16 protein-coding genes and 1 tRNA gene are annotated in these 20,619 nt (G+C 52.8%); 6 read left to right on the top strand and 11 right to left on the bottom strand.

The genetic code is table 11. The features are described 5' to 3' along the window. Positions 1–52: 52 nt before the first annotated feature. The 7 genes from MFFC18_RS18640 to MFFC18_RS18610 all read right to left on the bottom strand — a co-directional run bounded on the left by MFFC18_RS18640 (position 53) and on the right by MFFC18_RS18610 (position 7,638). A complete protein-coding gene (locus MFFC18_RS18640; RefSeq protein ID WP_075082413.1) occupies positions 53–1,624 on the bottom strand; it encodes an ABC transporter permease in 1,572 nt (523 codons plus the stop codon). Then, on the bottom strand, positions 1,621–2,322 hold the full coding sequence (locus MFFC18_RS18635; protein ID WP_075082414.1) for an ABC transporter ATP-binding protein: 702 nt from the start codon (positions 2,320–2,322) through the stop codon (positions 1,621–1,623). Before MFFC18_RS18635 ends, MFFC18_RS18640 begins: the two co-directional genes overlap by 4 nt. A gap of 66 nt (positions 2,323–2,388) precedes the next feature. After that, entirely contained in the window at positions 2,389–2,979 is a 591-nt protein-coding gene (locus MFFC18_RS18630) for an HD domain-containing protein (RefSeq protein ID WP_075082415.1), read from the bottom strand. A 170-nt stretch (positions 2,980–3,149) separates the two neighbouring features. Continuing rightward, positions 3,150–4,355 carry a substrate-binding domain-containing protein gene (locus tag MFFC18_RS18625; RefSeq protein WP_075082416.1) on the bottom strand — a complete coding sequence of 402 codons (1,206 nt, stop codon included), beginning with the start codon at positions 4,353–4,355 and terminating at the stop codon, positions 3,150–3,152. A 13-nt stretch (positions 4,356–4,368) separates the two neighbouring features. Further along, positions 4,369–5,184: a phosphonoacetaldehyde hydrolase gene (phnX, locus tag MFFC18_RS18620; protein WP_075082417.1), complete on the bottom strand. Its 816-nt coding sequence runs from the start codon at positions 5,182–5,184 to the stop codon at positions 4,369–4,371. Between the two features lie 53 nt (positions 5,185–5,237). Beyond that, positions 5,238–6,359, bottom strand: a complete 1,122-nt coding sequence (locus MFFC18_RS18615) for a TIGR03364 family FAD-dependent oxidoreductase (protein WP_075082418.1) — start codon at positions 6,357–6,359, stop codon at positions 5,238–5,240. Further along, the gene (locus tag MFFC18_RS18610) at positions 6,352–7,638 is read right to left on the bottom strand and encodes a DUF5690 family protein (RefSeq protein WP_075082419.1); all 1,287 of its coding nucleotides are present in this window, start codon (positions 7,636–7,638) and stop codon (positions 6,352–6,354) included. Before MFFC18_RS18610 ends, MFFC18_RS18615 begins: the two co-directional genes overlap by 8 nt. A 599-nt stretch (positions 7,639–8,237) precedes the next feature. Between MFFC18_RS18610 and MFFC18_RS18605 the strand changes: the two genes are divergently transcribed. The 4 genes from MFFC18_RS18605 to MFFC18_RS18595 all read left to right on the top strand — a co-directional run bounded on the left by MFFC18_RS18605 (position 8,238) and on the right by MFFC18_RS18595 (position 12,422). Further along, the gene (locus MFFC18_RS18605; RefSeq protein ID WP_238381166.1) at positions 8,238–8,696 is read left to right on the top strand and encodes a hypothetical protein; all 459 of its coding nucleotides are present in this window, start codon (positions 8,238–8,240) and stop codon (positions 8,694–8,696) included. Between the two features lie 70 nt (positions 8,697–8,766). Continuing rightward, positions 8,767–9,870 carry a DUF1559 domain-containing protein gene (locus tag MFFC18_RS18600; RefSeq protein WP_075082421.1) on the top strand — a complete coding sequence of 368 codons (1,104 nt, stop codon included), beginning with the start codon at positions 8,767–8,769 and terminating at the stop codon, positions 9,868–9,870. A gap of 136 nt (positions 9,871–10,006) precedes the next feature. Further along, on the top strand, positions 10,007–11,782 hold the full coding sequence (locus MFFC18_RS25075) for a hypothetical protein (RefSeq protein ID WP_157665033.1): 1,776 nt from the start codon (positions 10,007–10,009) through the stop codon (positions 11,780–11,782). 22 nt (positions 11,783–11,804) lie between these two features. Beyond that, the gene (locus MFFC18_RS18595; protein ID WP_075082423.1) at positions 11,805–12,422 is read left to right on the top strand and encodes a PEP-CTERM sorting domain-containing protein; all 618 of its coding nucleotides are present in this window, start codon (positions 11,805–11,807) and stop codon (positions 12,420–12,422) included. 195 nt (positions 12,423–12,617) lie between these two features. Here the strand turns inward: MFFC18_RS18595 and MFFC18_RS18590 are convergent, their stop codons facing one another. The 4 genes from MFFC18_RS18590 to MFFC18_RS18575 all read right to left on the bottom strand — a co-directional run bounded on the left by MFFC18_RS18590 (position 12,618) and on the right by MFFC18_RS18575 (position 19,829). Beyond that, positions 12,618–13,715 (bottom strand): alkaline phosphatase family protein, encoded by a 1,098-nt coding sequence (locus tag MFFC18_RS18590; RefSeq protein ID WP_075082424.1) that lies wholly within the window; start codon positions 13,713–13,715, stop codon positions 12,618–12,620. Positions 13,716–13,757: 42 nt separating this feature from the next. Further along, a complete protein-coding gene (locus MFFC18_RS18585; RefSeq protein ID WP_075082516.1) occupies positions 13,758–14,420 on the bottom strand; it encodes an ureidoglycolate lyase in 663 nt (220 codons plus the stop codon). 266 nt (positions 14,421–14,686) lie between these two features. Further along, positions 14,687–19,285 carry a bifunctional serine/threonine-protein kinase/formylglycine-generating enzyme family protein gene (locus MFFC18_RS18580; protein WP_210421375.1) on the bottom strand — a complete coding sequence of 1,533 codons (4,599 nt, stop codon included), beginning with the start codon at positions 19,283–19,285 and terminating at the stop codon, positions 14,687–14,689. Position 19,286: 1 nt separating this feature from the next. Continuing rightward, entirely contained in the window at positions 19,287–19,829 is a 543-nt protein-coding gene (locus MFFC18_RS18575) for a sigma-70 family RNA polymerase sigma factor (RefSeq protein ID WP_244949114.1), read from the bottom strand. On the opposite strand from MFFC18_RS18575, the gene MFFC18_RS25325 reads away from it, so the two are divergent. Together MFFC18_RS25325 and MFFC18_RS18570 are read left to right on the top strand one after the other, a co-directional pair. Next, complete coding sequence (locus tag MFFC18_RS25325; protein WP_162273894.1) at positions 19,797–19,994, top strand: hypothetical protein; 198 nt, start codon at positions 19,797–19,799, stop codon at positions 19,992–19,994. The genes MFFC18_RS18575 and MFFC18_RS25325 overlap by 33 nt on opposite strands. A gap of 467 nt (positions 19,995–20,461) precedes the next feature. Further along, positions 20,462–20,534 (top strand) — tRNA-Thr (locus MFFC18_RS18570). The last annotated feature ends 85 nt before the right edge of the window (positions 20,535–20,619 follow it).

The raw sequence follows: 20,619 nt of genomic DNA, 5'->3' as shown, positions 1-20,619 counted from the left end.
GGCTCAACGACTCCACGTTATCGATTGCGAGCGCGTTGTTCGAGGAAGCCGATCATTTCATCGCTTCGACGGGATCCAGTTTCGCTGCACGGCGGGATGGAATCAGGCTGGCCAGCATGCATACGAAAATGGCGATCGCGACCACGATCAGGATGTCGCCGACTGAGTACACGAAGATTTGAAAATCAAACTCCTGACGAATTCTCGTTTCTATATAGGGTCGCGCGAATCGGCTGATGACCGAATCAAGCAGCCAGGCCAGGCCGACTGACGTGAGTGCCCCGAGGACGCCAGTGAAAGCGGCTTCGATGAGCATCAACCAGCGGATGTCTGAATCCTTAGAGCCAATGGCTTTCATGATCCCGAATTCCGGCGTCCGTTCCATGACGGCAATAATCATCGTGTTCATGATTCCCACTGCCGCGATCAGCAAAATTACCAACGCGATTGCCGCGACGATCAAGCGAACTTTGCCGAGTTCGGTGTCCGCTTTGTCCAGAATTTCCAGAGCAGAACGTGTTTCGAATCCGGCCTGTTCCACCGCAGCGACGGCTTGTCGAAGTTCGGCTGGCGATTTGACCGCGCCAACGCTGTAGTAATATTTCCGATTGGAATACGTGGCTTTTTCGATCGCGTGGTAGTCGCGCCAGTCGATCAGCAAATCGTTGCTTCGGATCGCACGAGTCATTTGGAAAAGCATCGAAGCTGAACTTTCGAGTTGCTTTACAATTCCGGCGACCTCGAATTCACGTGTGATGTGGGAGCCCGGTTCGAGGCTCGATTCGCTTTTGTCGAGTACCTTGTCCAGTCCCAGTCGGCTGGCCGCGCGGCGGATCGACTCTTTCTCAATCGTGCTCAGGCTCGTTCGATCCAGATCTGAAAACAGCTTGCGAAACGTCTCGGCGATCAACTCGGTTTCTGAAGCTCCTTTGACGCCGAAAATGCCAGCGAACCTCTTTAGCGTCGGCGACAACTTCGCTGGCCCGACATCGAAACGAAGCGTGACTTTGGTGCCGATCAAATTCGCCAACTCTTCATCGGTTTTATAGCCCAATCGCCAGGCACGATACTCGTCGATCCAAATCTTTCCACGAGACGAATGCGATTGAGGTTCGTTGCCAACAACGACACGGTCGCCAAGGTTACTGCTTTCAGCGGAGAATGCGCTCGCCCGAGACGAAACTTTCTGGTCGCCAATGAACAGCATCGCGCGAAGAGACTGATTCGGTAGCACCGAAACGATGTCTGGCAGGTTTCTGACTTCATCGAGCTTGTCCAGCGTCATGCTGGTCACTGGGAGATTCTGATTCTCCCAGTCCTTATTCAGTTTTTCGCTGATCCGGTTCTTTCTGCCTTCGGCAATCCCCTGCCCAAGGTCCTGCATCGGGCGTACGCCGGATTCTGAGATGGAACTTCGGTCCCGCCCGGGAGTGATCGCGAAACTTCTCGCGAAGTCGGACTCGGAGAACAGGTTCATCAATCCGTCGCGAGCGCCGCGCGTTCCCGCAAAGACCAACAATAGCATCGAGCAACTTATCACGATGCCAAAAATGTTGAACGCGGTGCGAGACTTTCGGGCCCAAAGATTTTGCAGGGCCATCATGATCAGATCGTATCGACTCATGGCGACACCGGCTTTCCCGAAGCCAGTTTTTCAGACACCAGCTTGCCATCTCGAAGTTCGATCACGCGATCGGCAACCTGATCGGCCAGCGCATCATCATGCGTGATCAGGCACAACGTCGAATTGCGTGAGTCAATCATTTCCAGCATCAACGCCATCACGTCGGAAGCGTTTTTTGTGTCCAGATTCCCCGTCGGTTCATCCGCCAACAGGACAGGAGGCTCGTTGACCATCGCGCGTGCAATCGAAACGCGTTGCTGTTCGCCGCCGGAAAGCTGATGCGGCCGATGGTGGGCTCGTTTCTCAAGGCCAACGCGTTGCAACAACGCCAGAACTTTTTTGCGACGCGTGAGCAAGGGAACTCCGGCCAGAATTAGCGGAAGCTCGATGTTCTGAAACGCAGTACGCTGCGCGATCAACTGAAACGACTGAAACACGACGCCGACATCGTCCAATCGATAGCGCGCTTTACCGTTTGAGTCCAGCTTTGCGGGTTCGTTGCCATTGACGGTCAGCGTCCCCGACGACGGCGTGTCGAGTCCCGCGATCAGATTCAACAGCGTCGATTTTCCGGAGCCCGATCTACCAAGAATCGCGACTTTTTCGCCCTGTTTGATTTCCAGCGAAAGTTCATCAAGAGCGGTGACTTTGGCATTGCCGACTCCGAAATGTCGTGAAAGAGAAGACGCGAGAATCATTGGCGTTGGATGGCGAGGATGAAATCAATCGCCAGTATAACGCCTCAACCGAAAACTGTGCCGCGTTCAGCAAGTTTCCCCTTCCAGCTTCTTTTCAGGAGTGCCAGCGGGCAGCAAAACGGCCTCAATTTTCTTGGCAAAGTCGCTGACCTCGACTTGCGGCATCTCCAGTTTTTTCGCTTCGTCGTCCCAAAATCGAAGGCGAATCGCGTCGTCAAAAAATGGATTTTCCCGGAACTCAGCCAGTTCCTCTTCGGACATGTCGCCACCCTGATCGGCAAGGCTTTTGAGCGAAGTAGGCGACAGCTTGTCCTTGTACTGCGGATCGGTCGTGCTGAGATACCGTTTCGCGGCGACGTGAAGCCGGACAGGTTCGATCACGGCATCGATGAAGTGTGATTTGAGGAAACTGTGTCCTACTTCCTCATGCCCGTCGTCAAGATCTTCGCTGCAGTTCGCAGGCAAGTCATCGTCGCCAAGAATGTGTCCGATGTCATGCAACAACGCAGCAACGATCATCGAATCCGATTCACCTTCGGAGATTGCGAACGAGGCGCACTGCAGCGCGTGTTCCTTTTGAGTCACATCTTCATCGGCATACTTTTCGTTGCCTCTGCGATCAAAAATGTTCAGGATTTGCTCGACCAGTTTGTTCATTTGACCTTCTCTGAAAATGATAAATGCAAATTGACCGCACCGAATTTCAGCGGCTTTGCGAGCAGGATACGGTGCGTGAAAAGCAGTGTCATTGACGATTCACGCAATCCTTCGAATCTGATTAAATCCTCCGGTTTGCCAATCTCAAAACACGCGTCGGCGAAATCGAATCATGACTCAATATGGCTTCCCGTTTCATTCGTTCGTCCCGAGTTTCGGAACTGCATCGGCGTCATTTTGTACTCCCGTTTAAAGGACCGCATCAGCACTTCCGGGTAGGCGAACCCGGTACGCCGCGCGATCGCCGCAATGTTAAGATTCGTCGTGCGTAGCAAACGGCAAACGGCGCGAACCTGATGGCGTCGGATAAACACCGCGGGCGAGCAATCCAGATGAGTTTTGAATTTTTCTTCCAGAGTCCGTCGCGAGATCCCCAGCATTTTTACGACGTCCATCACGGTCGTTCCCGAAGCAGTGTTTTGATGGATAAAGTCGATCGCCATCCCCAAGACCGGATCTTTCACCGCCGATGCACGGGACGAGAGTCGTTCCACGATCGAGATTGGGCGGATCAGGATCGGTTCGGTTGGCGCAGGTTTACCGGCGATCATGGATCGCAACAACTCTCCTGCAGTACGCCCTACGCGCGTCGGATCCTGATCAAGATTGGACAGCGGAACTGGCGCCAGCACTGACCACATCGGATCATGTTCAATACACACGATCGCAACGTCACCTGGAATGCTGAGCTCAAGCTCCTGGCATGCAAGGATCAGAAGGTAGCCAACGAAGCTGGACCACACCGTGATAGCGATCGGAGTTTGCAACTGCCGCAGCCATACAACCAGATCCTCTTTGTCCACGCCCATCGTTTCAGTCGCCGACATGGACATTGGAAAGCATTCGAGCGTTGCATCGTGAGCTTCAACGAAATTTCGCAACTGGGTTTCGATCGTATTGCTGTAGTTGCACCACGGCGGCGGACCGATGTATCCGAAATTTTCGTGCTGTTTCTCCAGGAAATAGCTTCCGGTCATGTTCGCACAAACTGCCTCATCAGAGGTCACTTGCGGCATGTTCGGAGCGTTCATCAACCAGGAAATGTTCACGCAAGGAACGTTTTTCTCCAGCACCTCATCGATCAGGGATTCGCTGGTTGCCCGACAAATAATGCCGTCGCCATTCCAGTCTTCCGGTAATCGGACTTCGCCCTGAGCGTCCGATTTCGGGACAGTAAAGGTCCATCCCTCGGCGTCATCGGCGCTGCCTGCGATTCCTTGAATCACTCCGCGATGCCACTCACTGTCGGTCTTGATCAGCAGCGCGATTTCCAACCGTTTGTTCTTCGAAAGAGGAGTCTCAAATCTGTGGTGCATCTTGGATCTTCGCTCAAGGGGTTTGTCGATCTGCAAGCAAGCCGTTGATCTTCGCAATCAATTCAGGAAGCTCGGCAACCGACTGGATGACAAAGTGTGCTCCCGCGGCCAGCAGCTTTTGCTCTGCAAGCTCGACACGCGAACTCAATTCTGCAGGATCGAATTCGGAACACTGTTGCTCAGAAAGCCCAACCAGATTCCCGGATTTCGAGATACCTACCGTCCAGACACCAGCGTTTCTGCCGGCCTCAATGCCAACGATCGTGTCGTCGACCTTGAGCATGCAGCACATCGGATAGACACCAATCTGTTTCGCACATTCGTAGATCAGCCAAGGGGCTGGTCTGCCTTGCGGAGCGTCTTCTGCGCACAGCACGACTTCCGGCCGATAGCCGGCTTCATGTGCGATCGGCGTAACTGACTCCATCAGCGCCCGCGTGTAACCAGTGGTCGAGGCAACACGAACGTCATTCTCGGTGCACCACTGGTACGCTTCGACGGCTCCCGGAATCATAGTGCTGTAGTGTGCGATAACTTCTGCTTGCAACGGAAGGAATTTCTCGTAGATCGCATCGACGTCGGCATCCGTGGATGGAGACCCAGAATGCTGTTGCCAACGTTTCTGCACCTCAGGCATCTTCAGGACGGCTTCGATATGAGCTCGCTTGGCCATTCCCATTGGCTCACGTGCTTCGTCGAGCGAAACCTCAACGCCCAACTCCTGAAACGTTTTCTGAAACGTCATCGCAGGTGCAAGGCTTCCATGATCAACCATCGTTCCGGCCCAATCCAGCACAACGCCGCGGATCTTGTGTTGCTTCGAAATCAAAAAGTCTCCTTGTTCAAATTGCGTGCGATCAAATATCGTTCAACCCAGCCTGGCTACCAATGTTTCCAAATTTGCTCGGCAAGACCGAACGACAACGTCATCCCTGCTCCGCCAGTCGCGGTGACGATCTTGCAGTTCGGTTCCGGGTCAGCGACCAAAACATGGCGGGTTGGGTGTTTCGCGTAGATGCCGTGCCAACGTCGTTCGATACTGAAGTCGGGCAAGCGAATGAGTTTGTCCAGTTCTTCCAGTATCAGTCGGTCGATTTCCGCAGAGTCAAACGGCGAAATGTCATCGTCGTAAACATGTGAGTCACCGAGGATCACTTCGCCGTTGTTGTTCTGCGAAGCCATCACGTGAATGCCGAATTCATCCAGCAAAGGCGACTCGTTTGCGATTCGATTTTTCAACGCCGTGTGCGTCGGGCACGATTCAAATGACTTGTAGTGCCGCAGCGTCAATCCGCCGGCAAGGTGCGGCCCCAAAGCCCATTCGTTGGGCTGCTTTGGAGTGGCCAACATTTGCAGTTTGCATTTTCGCAGTCCTGCGGCGGCGAAATGTGTTGGAAAAAGCGTCTCAAAATCGCTTCCGCTGCAAACGACGATTCGCTCAGCCTGATGCTTTTCGCCGGCGCCCGTTTTGATTGTGCCGTCATCGACCCGCGTGACGGCCGTGTTTCTGAAGAAGCTGACGCTGGCCGTTTCCTCAAGCCAATGCGAAATCTGGGAGATCGCAACGGCGGGATTCACGCAAAGCTCGTGCGGGCTGAACATGCCGACGAGCAGTCCTTCCGGGTTGGCCGCTGGCGAATGTTTTTCGATTGCCGAAGCAGGAATCAGCTCGATTTCACGCTGCTTTCCCTCTTGCTGAACAAACTCTTCCAGCACCGCCTGTTCGTCTTGATGGTGAGCCAAATGTAGGCTGCCGCAAGGGTTCACCCAGAGGTTGGCTTTGTGCTGCAATTCCAGCCAAAACTCCCGGCTCTGCATCGCAAGTTCTGACAACTCCCCGGGCTGACCGACCGGCCAGACCATGCCAAAATTCCGCACCGAAGCACCCGACGCGACTCGGTCTCGTTCGAATACCGCGACGCTCAAATTGCAGCGCGAAGCCATCCATGCGTTGGCCAATCCAACGATCCCGCCTCCTATAATGGCGACGTCAAACTCAGGCATCTTCTGCTCCAGCTGTGTTTTGTTGACTCAAACGCGAAAAATAAACTCCGCTAAATACCAGCATGGCGAAAGCCAATATCGAGAGCAACCAGGTGAATCCAATAAAGAAACCAATTCGCGAAGCTTCGCCTGCCAATAGATCTTTGTACAGCTGAATCGCAACGCTACCTGTGTAGCCCAGCGCATCGGCGATGTAGATCGCGAAAACGGCCGTCGATGCCGTCCCCGTCACCGCGATCATTCGTTCAAAAAGCACTGCGTTGTAGGGAACGTAAATTAGATACGCCCCCAACCCGATTCCGACCATCCACAGGAATCCAGAAATGTAGCCGCTGACAAACAGAAGGTTCGTTGCGCCGAGAATGATCGAGCCAGAAACCATCATCGTGAAAATCAGCTGGAGGCTGCGTCGGTTGTCTTTGACCAGAAACAGCAGGCCCAGCACCACAAGAATCGAAACAGCGATCGGAAATTCGATCTTCGAGAAAACAGCCGCCGTTCCCGCATATCCCAACTCGGTCAGCATTTCGATGCCGTAGTTATCGCGGTAGTCGCGAAACGCAGTCAACAAGCAGTACACGATGAACAGCGGCACCAACCCCGTGGCAAATGTGCGTAGAAAGCTCCAGCGTTGTTCCGTCGTCATTCCCTTGCGTGGCTGACGTTGCTCGATATCCAGTTGCGTCGCTGGTGGAAGTTTGCTGAGCGCGAAAACGGCTATAAAAAACGGGACCAAAAAGATGCAACCCGTTTCAAATGGCATCCATGATTCTGAAACAGACCGCGAATTCATCAGCCACAATCCAACGTCTTTCACGACTCCGCTGGCGATCAGGAAGGAGAAACAGAGAAACGAAAGTGCGATGTCGCTGGTGCGTCGTCCCTCCAGGTAGCGAACCACGAATCCCCAAATCATTCCCAGCGGAAGGCCGTTGAAGAAGATCGCAGCGACTTTCCATTGTGGCGGCGCGACGGCGAAAGCCAGCAACGATAGCTGGGCACACAAAATCAGCCCGCATAGCCACGCGGCGATCCATTTTCGATCCATCCCACTACAAAGTCGGACGCCAATGTATTTCGAATTCGCATAACCAAGGATCTGACTGATCGCCAACGCTGTTTTCAGTTCGACTTCAGAACCGAGAAAGCTTTGCCCGTCAAATTTGGCCACCAAAAACGGTTTTCGAAAGCCATACATTGAAAAGTAAGCAACAAACGCGGCTGCCGAAGCCCATAAAACGATCTTCACATTATGTTTAAGATCCAGTTGTCTGAGCATCGAAGTCTGCGTCGGGGTGTGTCCAGTGGAGTGCGCCGATTGCACCTGCTTATTGAATCAGTTGCCTCGTGCATCTTCAACGCGACGGCGCGGACTCGTTCCGGAATCTTCAAAACTTAACGCAATGGGTTACTGGTTGTCGCAGAATCGTTGCATCTTTGTGTTACGTGAAGTTTTGTTCATTTGGTTTGTGTTGGCTTCACGCGAAATTCATGAAGAATCGTTGCGGCAAATCGTCAGTTGCTTTGACGATTTGCGAAACTGAACTGACACTTCCCTCCGCTTGCTGGATCTTAATAAACGGTTCACAGTCTCTTCAAAGTCCACGCCTAGCATCCGCCGCATCGAGTGAAACTTGTTTCGAAGTCACTCAGGCAAATGGGTGGGACCATGCATGCAAATTCAGCCGGCGATCTTTCGCCAACACGCTGTCGTTTGTTGCAAAAGTTCTTCTCGCAGCCCCGGATAGCCGGGCTGTGCATCGATTCGCCTTGGTGAATTTCGAACGCTCGACAACCGTTGCAGGTTTCTCATTTCAATCCAGTTGGCCACGGTTTTCTACAACTGAAACGATCGAAAACTCATACACCTTTAAAACGATGCGGTACGACAAAATGTTGCGATTTCTATTGGTCGGGTTCCTCTTGACTCTCGTTGCAGGTTGCGGTGATCCACCGCTTAATCCGATTGACGGCAAGGTCACGCTCGACGGTAAGCCCTATGAGCGTTTGCTGGTTTATTTCCGACCGATTGGTCGCAAAGTGGACAGCTTTCGGATGGGCGTTGGCGAGACCGATCGGGATGGGAATCTCGGATTGCGATCGTCGGCTGGCGACGGTTTGGCGGCCGGCAAATATCGAGTCAGTTTTAACTGCTATGTCAGCAAGAACGGCAAGGCCGTGGGGCTGTCATCCGAGAAAGCCGACGACGACCGGACTCTGGTCACCGAAGACATCGTTCCCGAACCCTACAACGATCCCGAATCAAGTCCCGTTGAATTCACCATTCAAAGCGGCACCAACACATTCGAGTACGACATTCCGTCAGCGGCTCCCTAGTCCGACCGGACGGTCAAATTTTGTGCTGATTTTCACCGGATATTTCCATCATAAATTTAGGAATTGATAGATGCAATTGAACCAAAAGAGAACGGAAGGTTTCACTCTCGTTGAGTTGCTGGTCGTTATCGCGATCATCGGAATTCTCATCGGAATGTTGTTGCCTGCTGTCCAACAAGTCAGGGAAGCTGCCCGTCGCACGCAATGTGCCAACAAGCTTCGACAGATCGGTCTTGCGACACACAACTTCGCATCGGCCTACAACAGTGAATTTCCAATGCTCGGCGAAGCTCAGGAAGGCGGACACTGGTCAGCTTTCATTTTGCCATTCATGGAACAAACCAACCTCTACAACAAACTTTCTTTCGGGTCCGTCAACTGGGCAGACTCATCGGCAGCAACCGGCGCGACACTCGACTCCCAGTTCGCTCATCTTCGTCAGATTGCAGCCTCTGAGCTGGAACTCGAATTCATGAAATGCCCTTCGTCATCTGCGACCGCCGCAGTTTTTGACGCTTCGGTCTATTCACCGCCATGGTTTGTGGCTGCACGTCAGCCAGCGAACTACCTGGGCGTGGTTACCGGAATTCAGCCCAACGACTGGAAGCCGGCCTTTGGCTGGGGACGCACCAATCGAGCGTACTGGACGGATAGCAGCGGATCCCGAATGGAGACTAAACATCACTCGGAACTCGATGGCTTGATCGTTACTCGTCGCCCCGAAGAAGCCCGGATTTCGCAAGGCGGAATGGCCGGAGACTGTGGCTTTTCGAGCTGCACTGACGGCACCTCGAACACGGTTCTGTTCGGAGAAGCCGAGCCGGATCCTGATCTCGTGGCAACGGCGTCGACTCAGGAGAACCCTAACACGGGTCGCAAGGACCACTGGGCTCTCGGTGGCGACGACTTCGACAACTGGGAAGGAACTGACTGGTCTGAACAAGGCGGATCAACGGCGGTCGCGATCAACTACCCAAAACCGGTAGACGCAAGGTACAGCGATGCCAGTCCGGAGTGGGCGGCTTACGAAGTGAGTTTCGGGTCACGACACCCGGGTGGAGCAACGTTTGCTCGTGCAGACGGTTCGGTCGGATTCATCACAGACAGTATCGAGCCTTCGATCTTCAGCGGACTTGGAACACGAGCCAACGGCGAAGTCATCGGTGACTACTAGGCGGTCTGCCCTGCGCCGGCGATCGGAGCGGACCAGTTTGGTCATGGCAAGCACTGATTGGAGGCGCCCTGAACTACTGAACATACACGTCATTTTTCACCTTAGTTTTTACACAACTTCTTTGGATAAGATCGAAATGAAAACTTTTCTTGGACGAGCCATATTGGCGACGACGCTTTTTTGCAGCATGCAGGTTTGTGCAAACGCACAACGCACGCAAGTTGCATTTGATGATTTTGAAGGTCTCACGATGGTCCCGTTTACGCTGGACTATGGCAATCCGTTTTATCTGGACGGCACGGACTACACGAAGGCCTTTCCTGCGGGCTGGGTTCTCGATAACTCGGCAAACCTGTACGACAACACGGAAATGCCACCTGAGTTCGATGGCTGGTCGTTGATGGATGTCCCATCATGGATCGGACACGCAGATATTCAGGCTGGAAGGGACCGTTGTCTCTTCGGAAACACGACGACTCGCAACGTCGCGTTGGTGGCTGACCCGGACGAAGCGGACGACGGAGGCAACACAAGCCTCGGAAGTCCCGCCGATCCTCTGTACAACTCGTACATCTCGCGGACTTACGATGTCACCGGTCGCGACATGTCAACGCTGGAAGTCAGCTTTGACTATGACTTCGTCACCGAAGACACACAGACCGGAGTTGTCGACATTTCGTTCGACGGCGGTTCTACGTTTGTCAATATTCTGTCGATCGATTCGACGGTTGACAGCGGTACTTTCAGCACTGCAAACGGAGACCAGGGCACGTTCGTTGCAGGTGTCGATTTCACGGCTGATGTTGCAGCAACGAGCGTCGTTCTGCGATTTGGATGCATTGAGGCCAGCAATGACTGGTGGTTCTGCGTTGACAACATTGGCATCGCTGATGGTGCAGGTGTCATCGCGTTCGAAGACTTTGAAGATCCGGCAATCGAAGCCTCGATGCTCGCTTTCGATGCAGTCAACAGCGGACCAACGGAAGCTTCTGATCCTTCAGATGGTACCGACTGGACGCGAACGATTCCGAACTGGTCCGTCATCAACGATGGACCAGCCGATCGTCCGACCAAGCGAATGTATCGTGAGAGCATTGAAGAAGCTTTCCAGGGTTGGGCAGCGATGGATGTCAACTCATGGTTCGACCAGCAAGGTGACCAGCAGCGTGGATTCTTTGACTTCCCGGTCGGTAGTCGCAACACAGCGTTGATCGCAGACGGCGATGCTCATCAGGACAACATGGTTCCACTTGAGGAAGGTGAAGAAGGACAGCCTGAAGGTGAAGATCAGTTCAACTCGTTCGTACAGCGTACTTACGACATGAGCGGTTTTGACAACACAACTCTCGAAATCGACTTCGATTGGGACACGCGTCTTTACGATTCGCAGCAATTTCTGGCTGAAGTTTCATTCGACTACGGCCAGACATGGTCAACGATTCTCGACGTCGATTCTTCTCGCCTGGATCTGATCGACGATTTGCCGGAAGAGCCAGACTACGAAGCCATGTTGTTCGAGTTTTTGTTCAACGACAACAACAGCAATGGATTCGCCGACGAAGACGGTGAGGACGTCCTCAACACTTTTGCCGGAACACAATTCTTCGCCTTTGGTGATGCGGCGAGCAGTCTGCCAGCGGCTAAAAGCAATACGGTTACGCTCCGATTTGGTTGCATCAACGCTGGCAATGACTGGTGGGCAGCTGTCGACAACGTGCAGCTCACTGCGGAACCACAGGCGTTCCTGATGGGCGATGCCAATGACGACGGCGTGGTCAACTTCCTTGACCTCGACGGATTCTCAAACGCCCTGTTCGGTGTTGCTCCTTACGACGCTCGGCTCGATTTCTTTGCTGATGGTGTCATCAACTTCAGTGACCTCAACGGCTTCTCTGCAGAACTTTTCAACTAAACCCAACTATTGGAATTACATCATGAAAAAATTGTTTTTGGCATTCGCGATTTTGATCTTCGCATCCTCAACCAGTCACGCTGATTTCTTCATCGGCACCGATCTGGCAGATGCTCAATCTGGCGGCGAATTGACTTTGGATCTGGGATCGACCTCGACTCTTGAGATTTGGACTCTCGGCGAAACAGGTCAGAACATCCGTGGCGTTTCGTTCAACCTGATTTCAAACGTTATGGGGATCGTGAACTCAAGCAACCTCGAAATCGACGCGCTCGCTGATCGCTGGCCCGTCAACAATCTTGGCGACGACTTTGACGATCCAACGGCTGGATCAGATACGGGAGTACTGGTCAACGATGCAGGTCTGGCGACGCTTGGTTCTTTCCTCGGAACAGGCATCACGTTCGAAGACGCACCAATTCGACTTGGTACGATCGACATCACTGCCGATCAGGTTGGTGCCGTCAGCATCGATTTCAGCGAAGGTTCAAACGGAGTCATCGACGCAGCCGGTCCAGTTACCGGTTTCGTGACTGGTAGTCGTTCCGTAAGCGTTGTGTCTGCTGTTCCTGAGCCAAGCTCGATTGCAGTGCTGGCTCTCGTTGGCGGAATCGCTGGCTTGCGACGTCGTCGTAGCTAGGCAACACAATCAGCAACGGTCCATGGTGATCAATGCTGCTTGCAAAGCAAACTATTGGAGGACGGCAGGTTTCTGTCGTCCTCTTCTTTTGCGCTTGTCGTCGTGCATTGGTTAGCGTTTGAGGACAAATGGATGTCGATTCGTCAAGCTGACCAACACCGAAGAATGACCTGTGTTCCAACGTTTGGTGGAATTCTATTCCAGTTTCAACGCTTCCGAAACTCGCTCGTTCGACGCTGTAAAATCCAGCCCCAACAATTTCGCAACGGTTGCGGCGACCTGACCTTGTGATGCGGTAACGTCTTGCACGATTCCTTTTGCTGGAACGTTTGGTCCCCAGACAGCGATCCAGATTTGATCCGAGCCAGCCAGATCAGAACCGTGGCTCTTCCAGCCCTCTCGTCCATCACCGCGACCATGGTCGGTCGTCAAAACGAACGCCGTGTTGTCTCGATACTGTGGAATCGACTGAGTCAGTTCTTCGAGCTGTCGAAGCAAATCATCGCTTGTCCTGGCGGACTCCAGATAGAGGTCGTATCGCCCCGCGTGAGCCCAGTCGTCGGTTTCACCCAATGCCAAATAGAGCACCCGCGGTTTTCGAACCTTCAAATACTCGACCGCCCCTCGAAACGTGAAAGCATCGTATCGTACGCCATGCCAATATCGCGGTAACTGTTTGGCGAGCAGTCGGTAAGTTTCCTTTTCCGAATCGTTTTCGAAATGCTCGAGCGTTTGCCAACCGGCGTTGACCGGAATGCCACTTCGCTTGCTGTTGATGATGAAAGGGAATACATCCCATGAGCAAAACGCAGCGACTCTGCCACGAAACTCTGGCATCTGGTGAATATATTCCAGTACCGTTACGTTCTTGTTGTTGACTTTGTCATTCGAGTCAATCGTCTCGTCTGCGAACCCCGTCAGGATCTCGCTGTAGCCCGGATAGGAGAAGAACTTTCCGTTTTCGACGGTCACCCGCGATTGGTGTGACGGGTCGCCAAAAACCTGACCTCTTTTGGCGATCGAGTTCCAAAAGTACGGCATCAGAAGTTCTCGCCGTCGCTCCGGATCGTCATCGAAGAATCGAGAGATTGTCAGTTTTGGATCTTCGACTTTGCCAATCTCCTTGTCGATCAGACCCTTCTCTGCACCGCCGAAAAGTTCTTGCCAACGCAGTCCGTCCAGTGTGATCAGAATGACGTTCTCAACGGGTTTCAGTTGAGCCGTGGCGGCGTCGGCAAAAACGGATAGCGAAACAAACGAGAGCAGCAACAAGATCGATTTGCGATACAGCATGGCTAAAAATCCTGAACGTCATGAGAGAGTCGACTCAAATATTTACACTGTCGGTTTTACAAGATCGGCTTGTAGTAGACACTGGAATTCTTCGGGAAAGTTGATCGAAACTCGCGCATGCACGGCGCCCTGTCGATCAAAGAATCTCTGGCTGCCTTCAGTCGTGAAGACGCCTTCGTGCCAGATGTTTGGGTGAATGTAGAGCCCTTGGCTTCCGTCAAACCAGAAGTTTACAAAGTCCGTCGGTTGCACATCGTCGCCCGGCAGTGCCAGAGGGACAACAAACGGTTTGTGATCCAAAGGATAGAACAGTTGGCCGCCGTCAGGGTGATAGTTGGCGTGCCACAACAGAGCTTTCTCAGGCACGCGGTCGGTGTTTTCGTCAGCCGACTCCGGCGCACAGTTATAGCCCAGTACATAGTTGCCACCGACGGCCGCATTGGACCCCATCAGGACGTCGCCTTGCCAGGAACTGTAAAAAGTGCCTTCGGTCGTTCCTCCTTCATCGCCGCAATCTTCGTCGACTTTCCGCCAGCCCTGAGCAGGCCAGCGAACGATCTCGATTGGGAAAGAATCGTAATCTTCTCCAACGAGCTGGCCGTATCCTGCAAGCGACGCACTGCCAGCGATTACCGTTTTGATTTTTTTGTGTTCAATTCCTGCTGGAATCATCGGGTTGAGATAGTCAGTCAGCTCAGTGTTCATCGTGATCGCCTCATTTTTCGGATTGGTTCGTCGCATCGCGCAACACAAGTCGGATGCATTCCGGATTCTAGGGCGAGTTCATTAAGAAAATGGCTGGTTCAACAATCACAGTTGGCTGCTGGTAGAAGATTTCGCAATTCATCGGAATCGCTGCGAAAAAAGTCAGCCGATGATCTTGCGGTAGCCTTGGGGGAACTTTGCAGCATGTTGCTGCCGCCAGCAGGAAGGTTTCACGTAGATTGCCTCGCTTTTTCAAGCTCACTCATTCACTCGCTCGGGCTGCGTGATTGTGTTGAATCGGCCGGCGGCATCGTGCGGCCGATTCTAAAGCCGTGAGCAACATCGCCGGCGTCGGGCGTGTAGCCATCCCTGTATCCCGAGCGAATATAGCGGCTGGAAGCATCGAAACCGCCGCCGCGAAGAATGAATGTCTCTCCATCGTTCGCCGAGTGAAAGAAAAGTTTGTCCTCGTAGCCCATTGCTGCAGGAACAGTCGCCGGTGACGTTTCAGTTGGCTGTCCGTTTGCCGTCCACTCACGGACGTTGCCATAAAGGTCGAACAACCCCAGACTGTTTGGTTTCAGCTGGCCGGGCGCATGTTCGTGGTAGCCCGAGTTTTGCGGAAACCAGCAATAGTGCACCAGCCGTTCAAGTCGGTGCCCGAAAAACCGCGTCGTCAAAGCCCCGTTTCGACACGCGTACTCCCATTCAGTTTCCGAAAGCAGCCGATAGCCCGTGCGTTCCAGGTAGTCGTCCGGTATGACGAAGCCCTTCATGCGATCAATGTCTTTAGGAAAACACCACTGATGCTCCGGGATGCCTTCCTGCTCACTTAACCAATTGCAATACTCGGCCGCCATAAACCAGTTGATCCGAGTTGCCACGTTGGCATTGTTTTCTTCGCCGTAAATCGTCTCTGGATAACTGTAAAACTCTCGCAAGTTTGGCCGCTGACGCCAGAACTCGCCGAACTGCTCGACGTTGACTTCGAATTGGCCAATCGCGTACGACCTGGGAATCAATCGCTTACGACGAAGCTCGTCAGTGTCCCGGTTGGGTGCCGTTTCGGTTGTGCTTCCCATCCAGAACTCTGGCGGCGAATCAATCACCGCGAACTTGTGCAAGCCACTTCGACTGACGTACCATTGCCGGCCAGCCTCCTGTTGTCCTGTTCCAAGTTGTGAATCAATCGTACGAAGTTGCTGAATCAGTTCGGGGTGCTGCGATTGGTTCGCAATCAGCCAATAACAGGCTCCGTGCACTCCCGGGTCGAGATCGTGCTCGTACCAGTCAATCGCCAGTTTCAAAACGGTTTGCTTCTGGGCGGCTGTAAGTTGATCAAACAGCTCACCGACGCACATCAACAGCGAGGCTCGAACTTCCGAGTTGTCTTCCAGTGTCAGCTGATTCAGGAAAACCTCTGCTTCGACAGCGACCTCGCCAACACCATGGATGATTTCTGTTTGAACACTATTGTCGATCGTGTTGCGCAGGTAGGGAATGACGGATTCAAGCCGCCCCAGTTTTATCGCCAACAGGCACACGTTGCTGCGTCGTTGCGTTTCTGAAGTTTTGTTGTCGCCAGTCAATTGCTGACTCGTGTCGTAGTTGGCAATTTCCTCAGCGACCATTTCCAGTGCCGCCTCGCCGTGTGACAGAAAGGCCTCGGCAAAGCCAGGGAGGCTCGTGATGTCGCTCTGTTTTAGCAACCGGAACAGGAGTGCCGGGTCGTCAATTGCAAGCTCTTGCAGCACCGATTGCGCGACCTGATATTCAGGTTGCGTAAACTCGGAAGAATCCGAAAGGATGCGATCGGCCAGAGTTTTTGCAATCCCTTTTCGAACTGGCTGCAGCAACTCCATCCACTTGATCACGTTGAGCGGATTCTGCTTGACCAACGCCGCAGTAACCGGTCGGAAATAGCGTTTCCAGTTTTCATCATCGGGCGACGAATGAGCCAAAGCACTTGCTGAGAGGAGAATCTGAAGGTCGCTGCCCTGGCGAATCGTGCTCCACAATTTTTCCTCGAACTTCGGATCAAAAATTTCGTCGCGTCGTCGGATCAAGCCAGCATATTCCGGCGTCGCATCCAGGCATCGCTGTTGCAGAAAAGCGACGACTTGCGGGTCAGCGTCCTGTAGGCCAAGTGCGGCATGGAGTTTCTTCTGTTGGTCCGTCTGAGACTGAAAATGATCGCTCAAAAGAGGCTGTGACTGTTTGTTGTAGGCCGCAAGTTCTTCGATCAGCCCAGGCACGTCGGAAGGGTTCGCACTTAGCAACGCCTCGACCTTGCCCTTCGCTTCGGTCGCAAACTGCCGCTGATTGAAGCTGGATCGGACCAGGAAAAAAGCTGTCATTGCGGCAATCATCAGACCAGTGATCGTCAGCCCGCGGATCGAATAGTAGCGGTTTGCCGATTTCATCATCGTGCGCTGGCTTGGCGACCATGATTTAGGATGCGTCAGCCGATTGATCGCGATCGTTTCAGATAGCGAGGGCAAAAATCGACTGCTGGAATCAGTCTTCCAAAGTGAATCGCGTTCTTCGAGGCACAGTTCAGCTCGGCCCGAAGGTGACTCCCTCTTCTTGCGAAACAGCCACTCGCGTAAAACAGGAACAAGGAAGTCGTGGGCCAATTGATATTGAATTACGGAGCCCGTTTCCGAATCGTCCGAATGGTTTAGTTGATCCACCTGCACAGGAGTGATCAGTCTCAGTTGCTGGTCCAGCGTGAGCAAAAGCTCATCGACGGAAGACTCTTTCAGCCCTGTCAGCAACCGGAGTTCTGCCGCCGATTTTGAAGTGCCTTTGATCTGGCTGCCCGCATTGGGCAACAGCACCGACAAAACGCTTTTCGCAGATTCAGCAACGCTGCGATACGTCGAACGCGTTGATCGTTCACCAAAAGTTTCTTCGAAAAATTGAACGCCAACTCCGGAACTCCCAGCCATCGATTGAAGCGTTTCCGGCGACCATTTTCTGCCTCTCATCATCTGTGAGAACAAAGCCAGTCGAACGCAAATCACCCGGTTGTCGGTTTGCAATTCCTCGATCGCCCGATCAATAAACTGCAGGTGATCCACGTTGAGTGAATCGGTTTCTGGCAAATCGCCGTTGGCTTGGCCGAATAGCCTTAACACGTAGCGTGCGTGATCGAGATTGAACAGATCGACCGCGGCCGAGTTTTTGCCTTCCGCAATCGGGATGTCCAACTGCGACATCAGGCGATTCAAGTCCATCCAGTAGTCATCGCGGATCATCAGCATCGCCATAACGGTCTTCCCGTCGCATTTTTCCAACGCTGCGAAAAGATCTGAATCCTGATACCGGTTGCGTTCGTGCAGCCACTGCTCGAACTGATCCAGAATGATCAGGAAGCGTCCGCTGCTGTTTTGAATCTCGGGATCGTTGCACAGATATTGGATTGCTTTGGCGAGTGAGTCAATTTCTTTGGGTAACGCGACCTGATTTCGCAATTGATTCAGGGCGCGGACTGCAGTGTCGTTGGCTGTCGCTTCGACATAGACCGGGTGGACGGACCGGTCCAGTGAAGGAAGCATTCCAGCTTTGGCGAACGACGACTTACCGCTTCCTGACGGACCAAACAGAACGCCAACCTCGAACGCGGCGTCTTCGATTTTCGATTTCCAGAACCGGATGCTACGAGGCATCCCGGCTTTGTCGCGCACACCCGGTAGCAACTGCAGAAAGAAGTCGGCGTCGTCGCTCGAAAACGGGCGCAATCCCTGCGGCACGATTTTCACCAGATTCGAACGATCTGGTTCGCGGTTTGGTTTTGATTGGGAGTCCATCCCTTCAAGAAAGTCAAGCAAGTCGATCGCCATCTCTGCGGCCGTCGAATATCGATCTGATTGTCGCAGCGACATGGCCTTCGTCTGGATACGCTCCAGTTCCAGCGGAAAGTCTTCGACCAACAAACTCAATGGCAAAAAGTCGCCTCTGCAAACTCGATCTGCCAGATCTGATTGCGAGTCAGATGGAAATGGTTTTGCTCCGGCGAGCAACTCGTAAAGCGTCACTCCCAGGCTGTAGATGTCGCTTCGCGGATCGATCCGATGCCTGTTTTGATTCAGCTGTTCAGGCGACATGTAGTACGGAGTGCCCGCTTTGCGAACCCACTTTGACGTCTCCACCGCCAATCCAAAATCCGCCAAATGCGGAACGCCATCCTTGTCGATCAGGATATTGGCTGGTTTCACGTCGCGATGAACGAGAGACTGCGAATGGGCATAATCAAGAGCATTCGCAATCGCAGCGATGATTGAGACCGCCGTCCGAATGTCGAGTGGCTCACGTGAGACACGAGACTTCAGGTCTTGCCCGTCAATCAGTTCGGAAACCATGAAAATTGGAATCTTGTCTGTCGATCCAACATCGAAGACGCGAACGATGTTTGGATGCTTCAGTTTGGCAACCGTTCTGGCTTCGGACATCGCCAATGACTTTTGGTCACGACTTGCCAACGAGCGGGCTGTGAAATTGAAAACTTTTAACGCAACGCTTCGCTCAAGTTTCAGATCGCGAGTTTTGAATACAAAACCGAATCCGCCGCGTCCGATCAGCTCTGAGATCTCGTATCGATCGTTAACGACTTCGCCGATCAATAAAATCGCTTGCTCGCTTTCCTGAGCCTTGCTTTCGTTGGGAAATACTCGATCCAGCAACGCGAGGCACTCAAAGCATTCGTGCAACGAGTTCAATTTCGATTCGTTCAGACCCAACTCCGAATCGCGCTTGTGGTTCGAGCCTTGCCTTGATTTCTTTTCGTCCAGTTCGAGCTGCAGGAATTCGGATGCCCACGAACGAAGGCAATCAAAATCAAAGTCACTGAACTTGAGATTCAATTCATGCCTCTCGTTCTCGATTTGCATCCCGAGTCGATTTCAGGATCGAAGTCAGCTGTTTGATCGCCTCGTTCCAGATCATCTGGATGTCGACCGGCGAGCGTTTCGTTTGGCTGCCTATTTCGCCGAATGACAGCTTGTCGCGATGACGAGCGAGCACGACCGATTGGTGGTCCTCAGACAATTGTTGGATTGCTCCCATCAGCAGAGATCGCTCTTCCTCGCGAATGATTTTTTGGCTGGGAGACGTATTGGGTTCAACGATGGACGAAGATATGCCCTGTTTGTCAGAAACCTCGCTGTTTTTCCTTCCGGCTGCTCTGCTTCGACGACGTCGTCGATTGAGGATTTCATGAACCATAATTTGTCTTAGCCACGTTTTGAATTGCTCGGCATTTTCGGCTTTGCATTGGCTAAGGCTTTGATCCGCGTGAATGATCGTGCACTGAACGATTTCCGAAGCGCTAAACTGGCTTTCCGATATTCCACGACTTTCCGTTTGCGCCAGGCCATGCAGATAGTTCCGAAACTGATTAATAATCACAACGCGATGTTCGGGGCTGCCGTTCCGCAACGATTCCAGGTCGAAATTGGATTCCTGAGAGAGCATTTTGCTTGCAACGGTGGTGGAGGACTACCGTTCGTGGTGGTCTACATGGTCGGATCGGACTACGAGTCCGGCGGTAAATCGGAAATCTGTATTCTTTAACCTTAAATATAGCGGTCGGTGGCGAACGTTGTCCGGCTGGGCTTTCAGCCGATCGTCGAACCAATGGTTGTGCTGCATATAAATTTCGCGAATTTACGAGCTCATTGATCTTGGTAATAGAATAGACAGCTGCGTTCACCGCACCGACCTGAAGCCAATCCGCACGTTTTCTAATCCGGCCCTCGCTTTTATCTTTCTGCAGCAGTTTGATCTGCGGTTGTCGGGTCAAATTCAGGCAAATGGACCAAATCGTGAGAAATCCTCAATTTGAAGTAGTCGAAAGACGAAAAAACGATGGATTGACGCAAAAATTGAACGGAATTGCCACACAATCAATAAAGCGTAATCGCGAACCAAATTGGGCTGACCGGCCTCCTGTAATTCGTGTCGCGAGATTGGCAGTTTAAGCTCGGTTTACGTATTGCGGCCAATCGCGATTTTAATATATTACCGAAACTTCAAAGTCAGCCAGCGTAGCTCAGTTGGCAGAGCAACGGTTTTGTAAACCGTAGGTCGTGGGTTCGAACCCCTCCGCTGGCTCTTGAATTAGAGGTGCGTCGCATTGGGCGCCAACGGTGAACAGACGAGAGTTTGTTCACGTGGTCTTCCGTCGGTACCGCACCTT

The sequence above is a fragment of the Mariniblastus fucicola genome, from assembly GCF_008087665.1.
GTDB lineage: Bacteria > Planctomycetota > Planctomycetia > Pirellulales > Pirellulaceae > Mariniblastus > Mariniblastus fucicola.
This window is presented reverse-complemented; position numbering and strand designations above follow the sequence as displayed.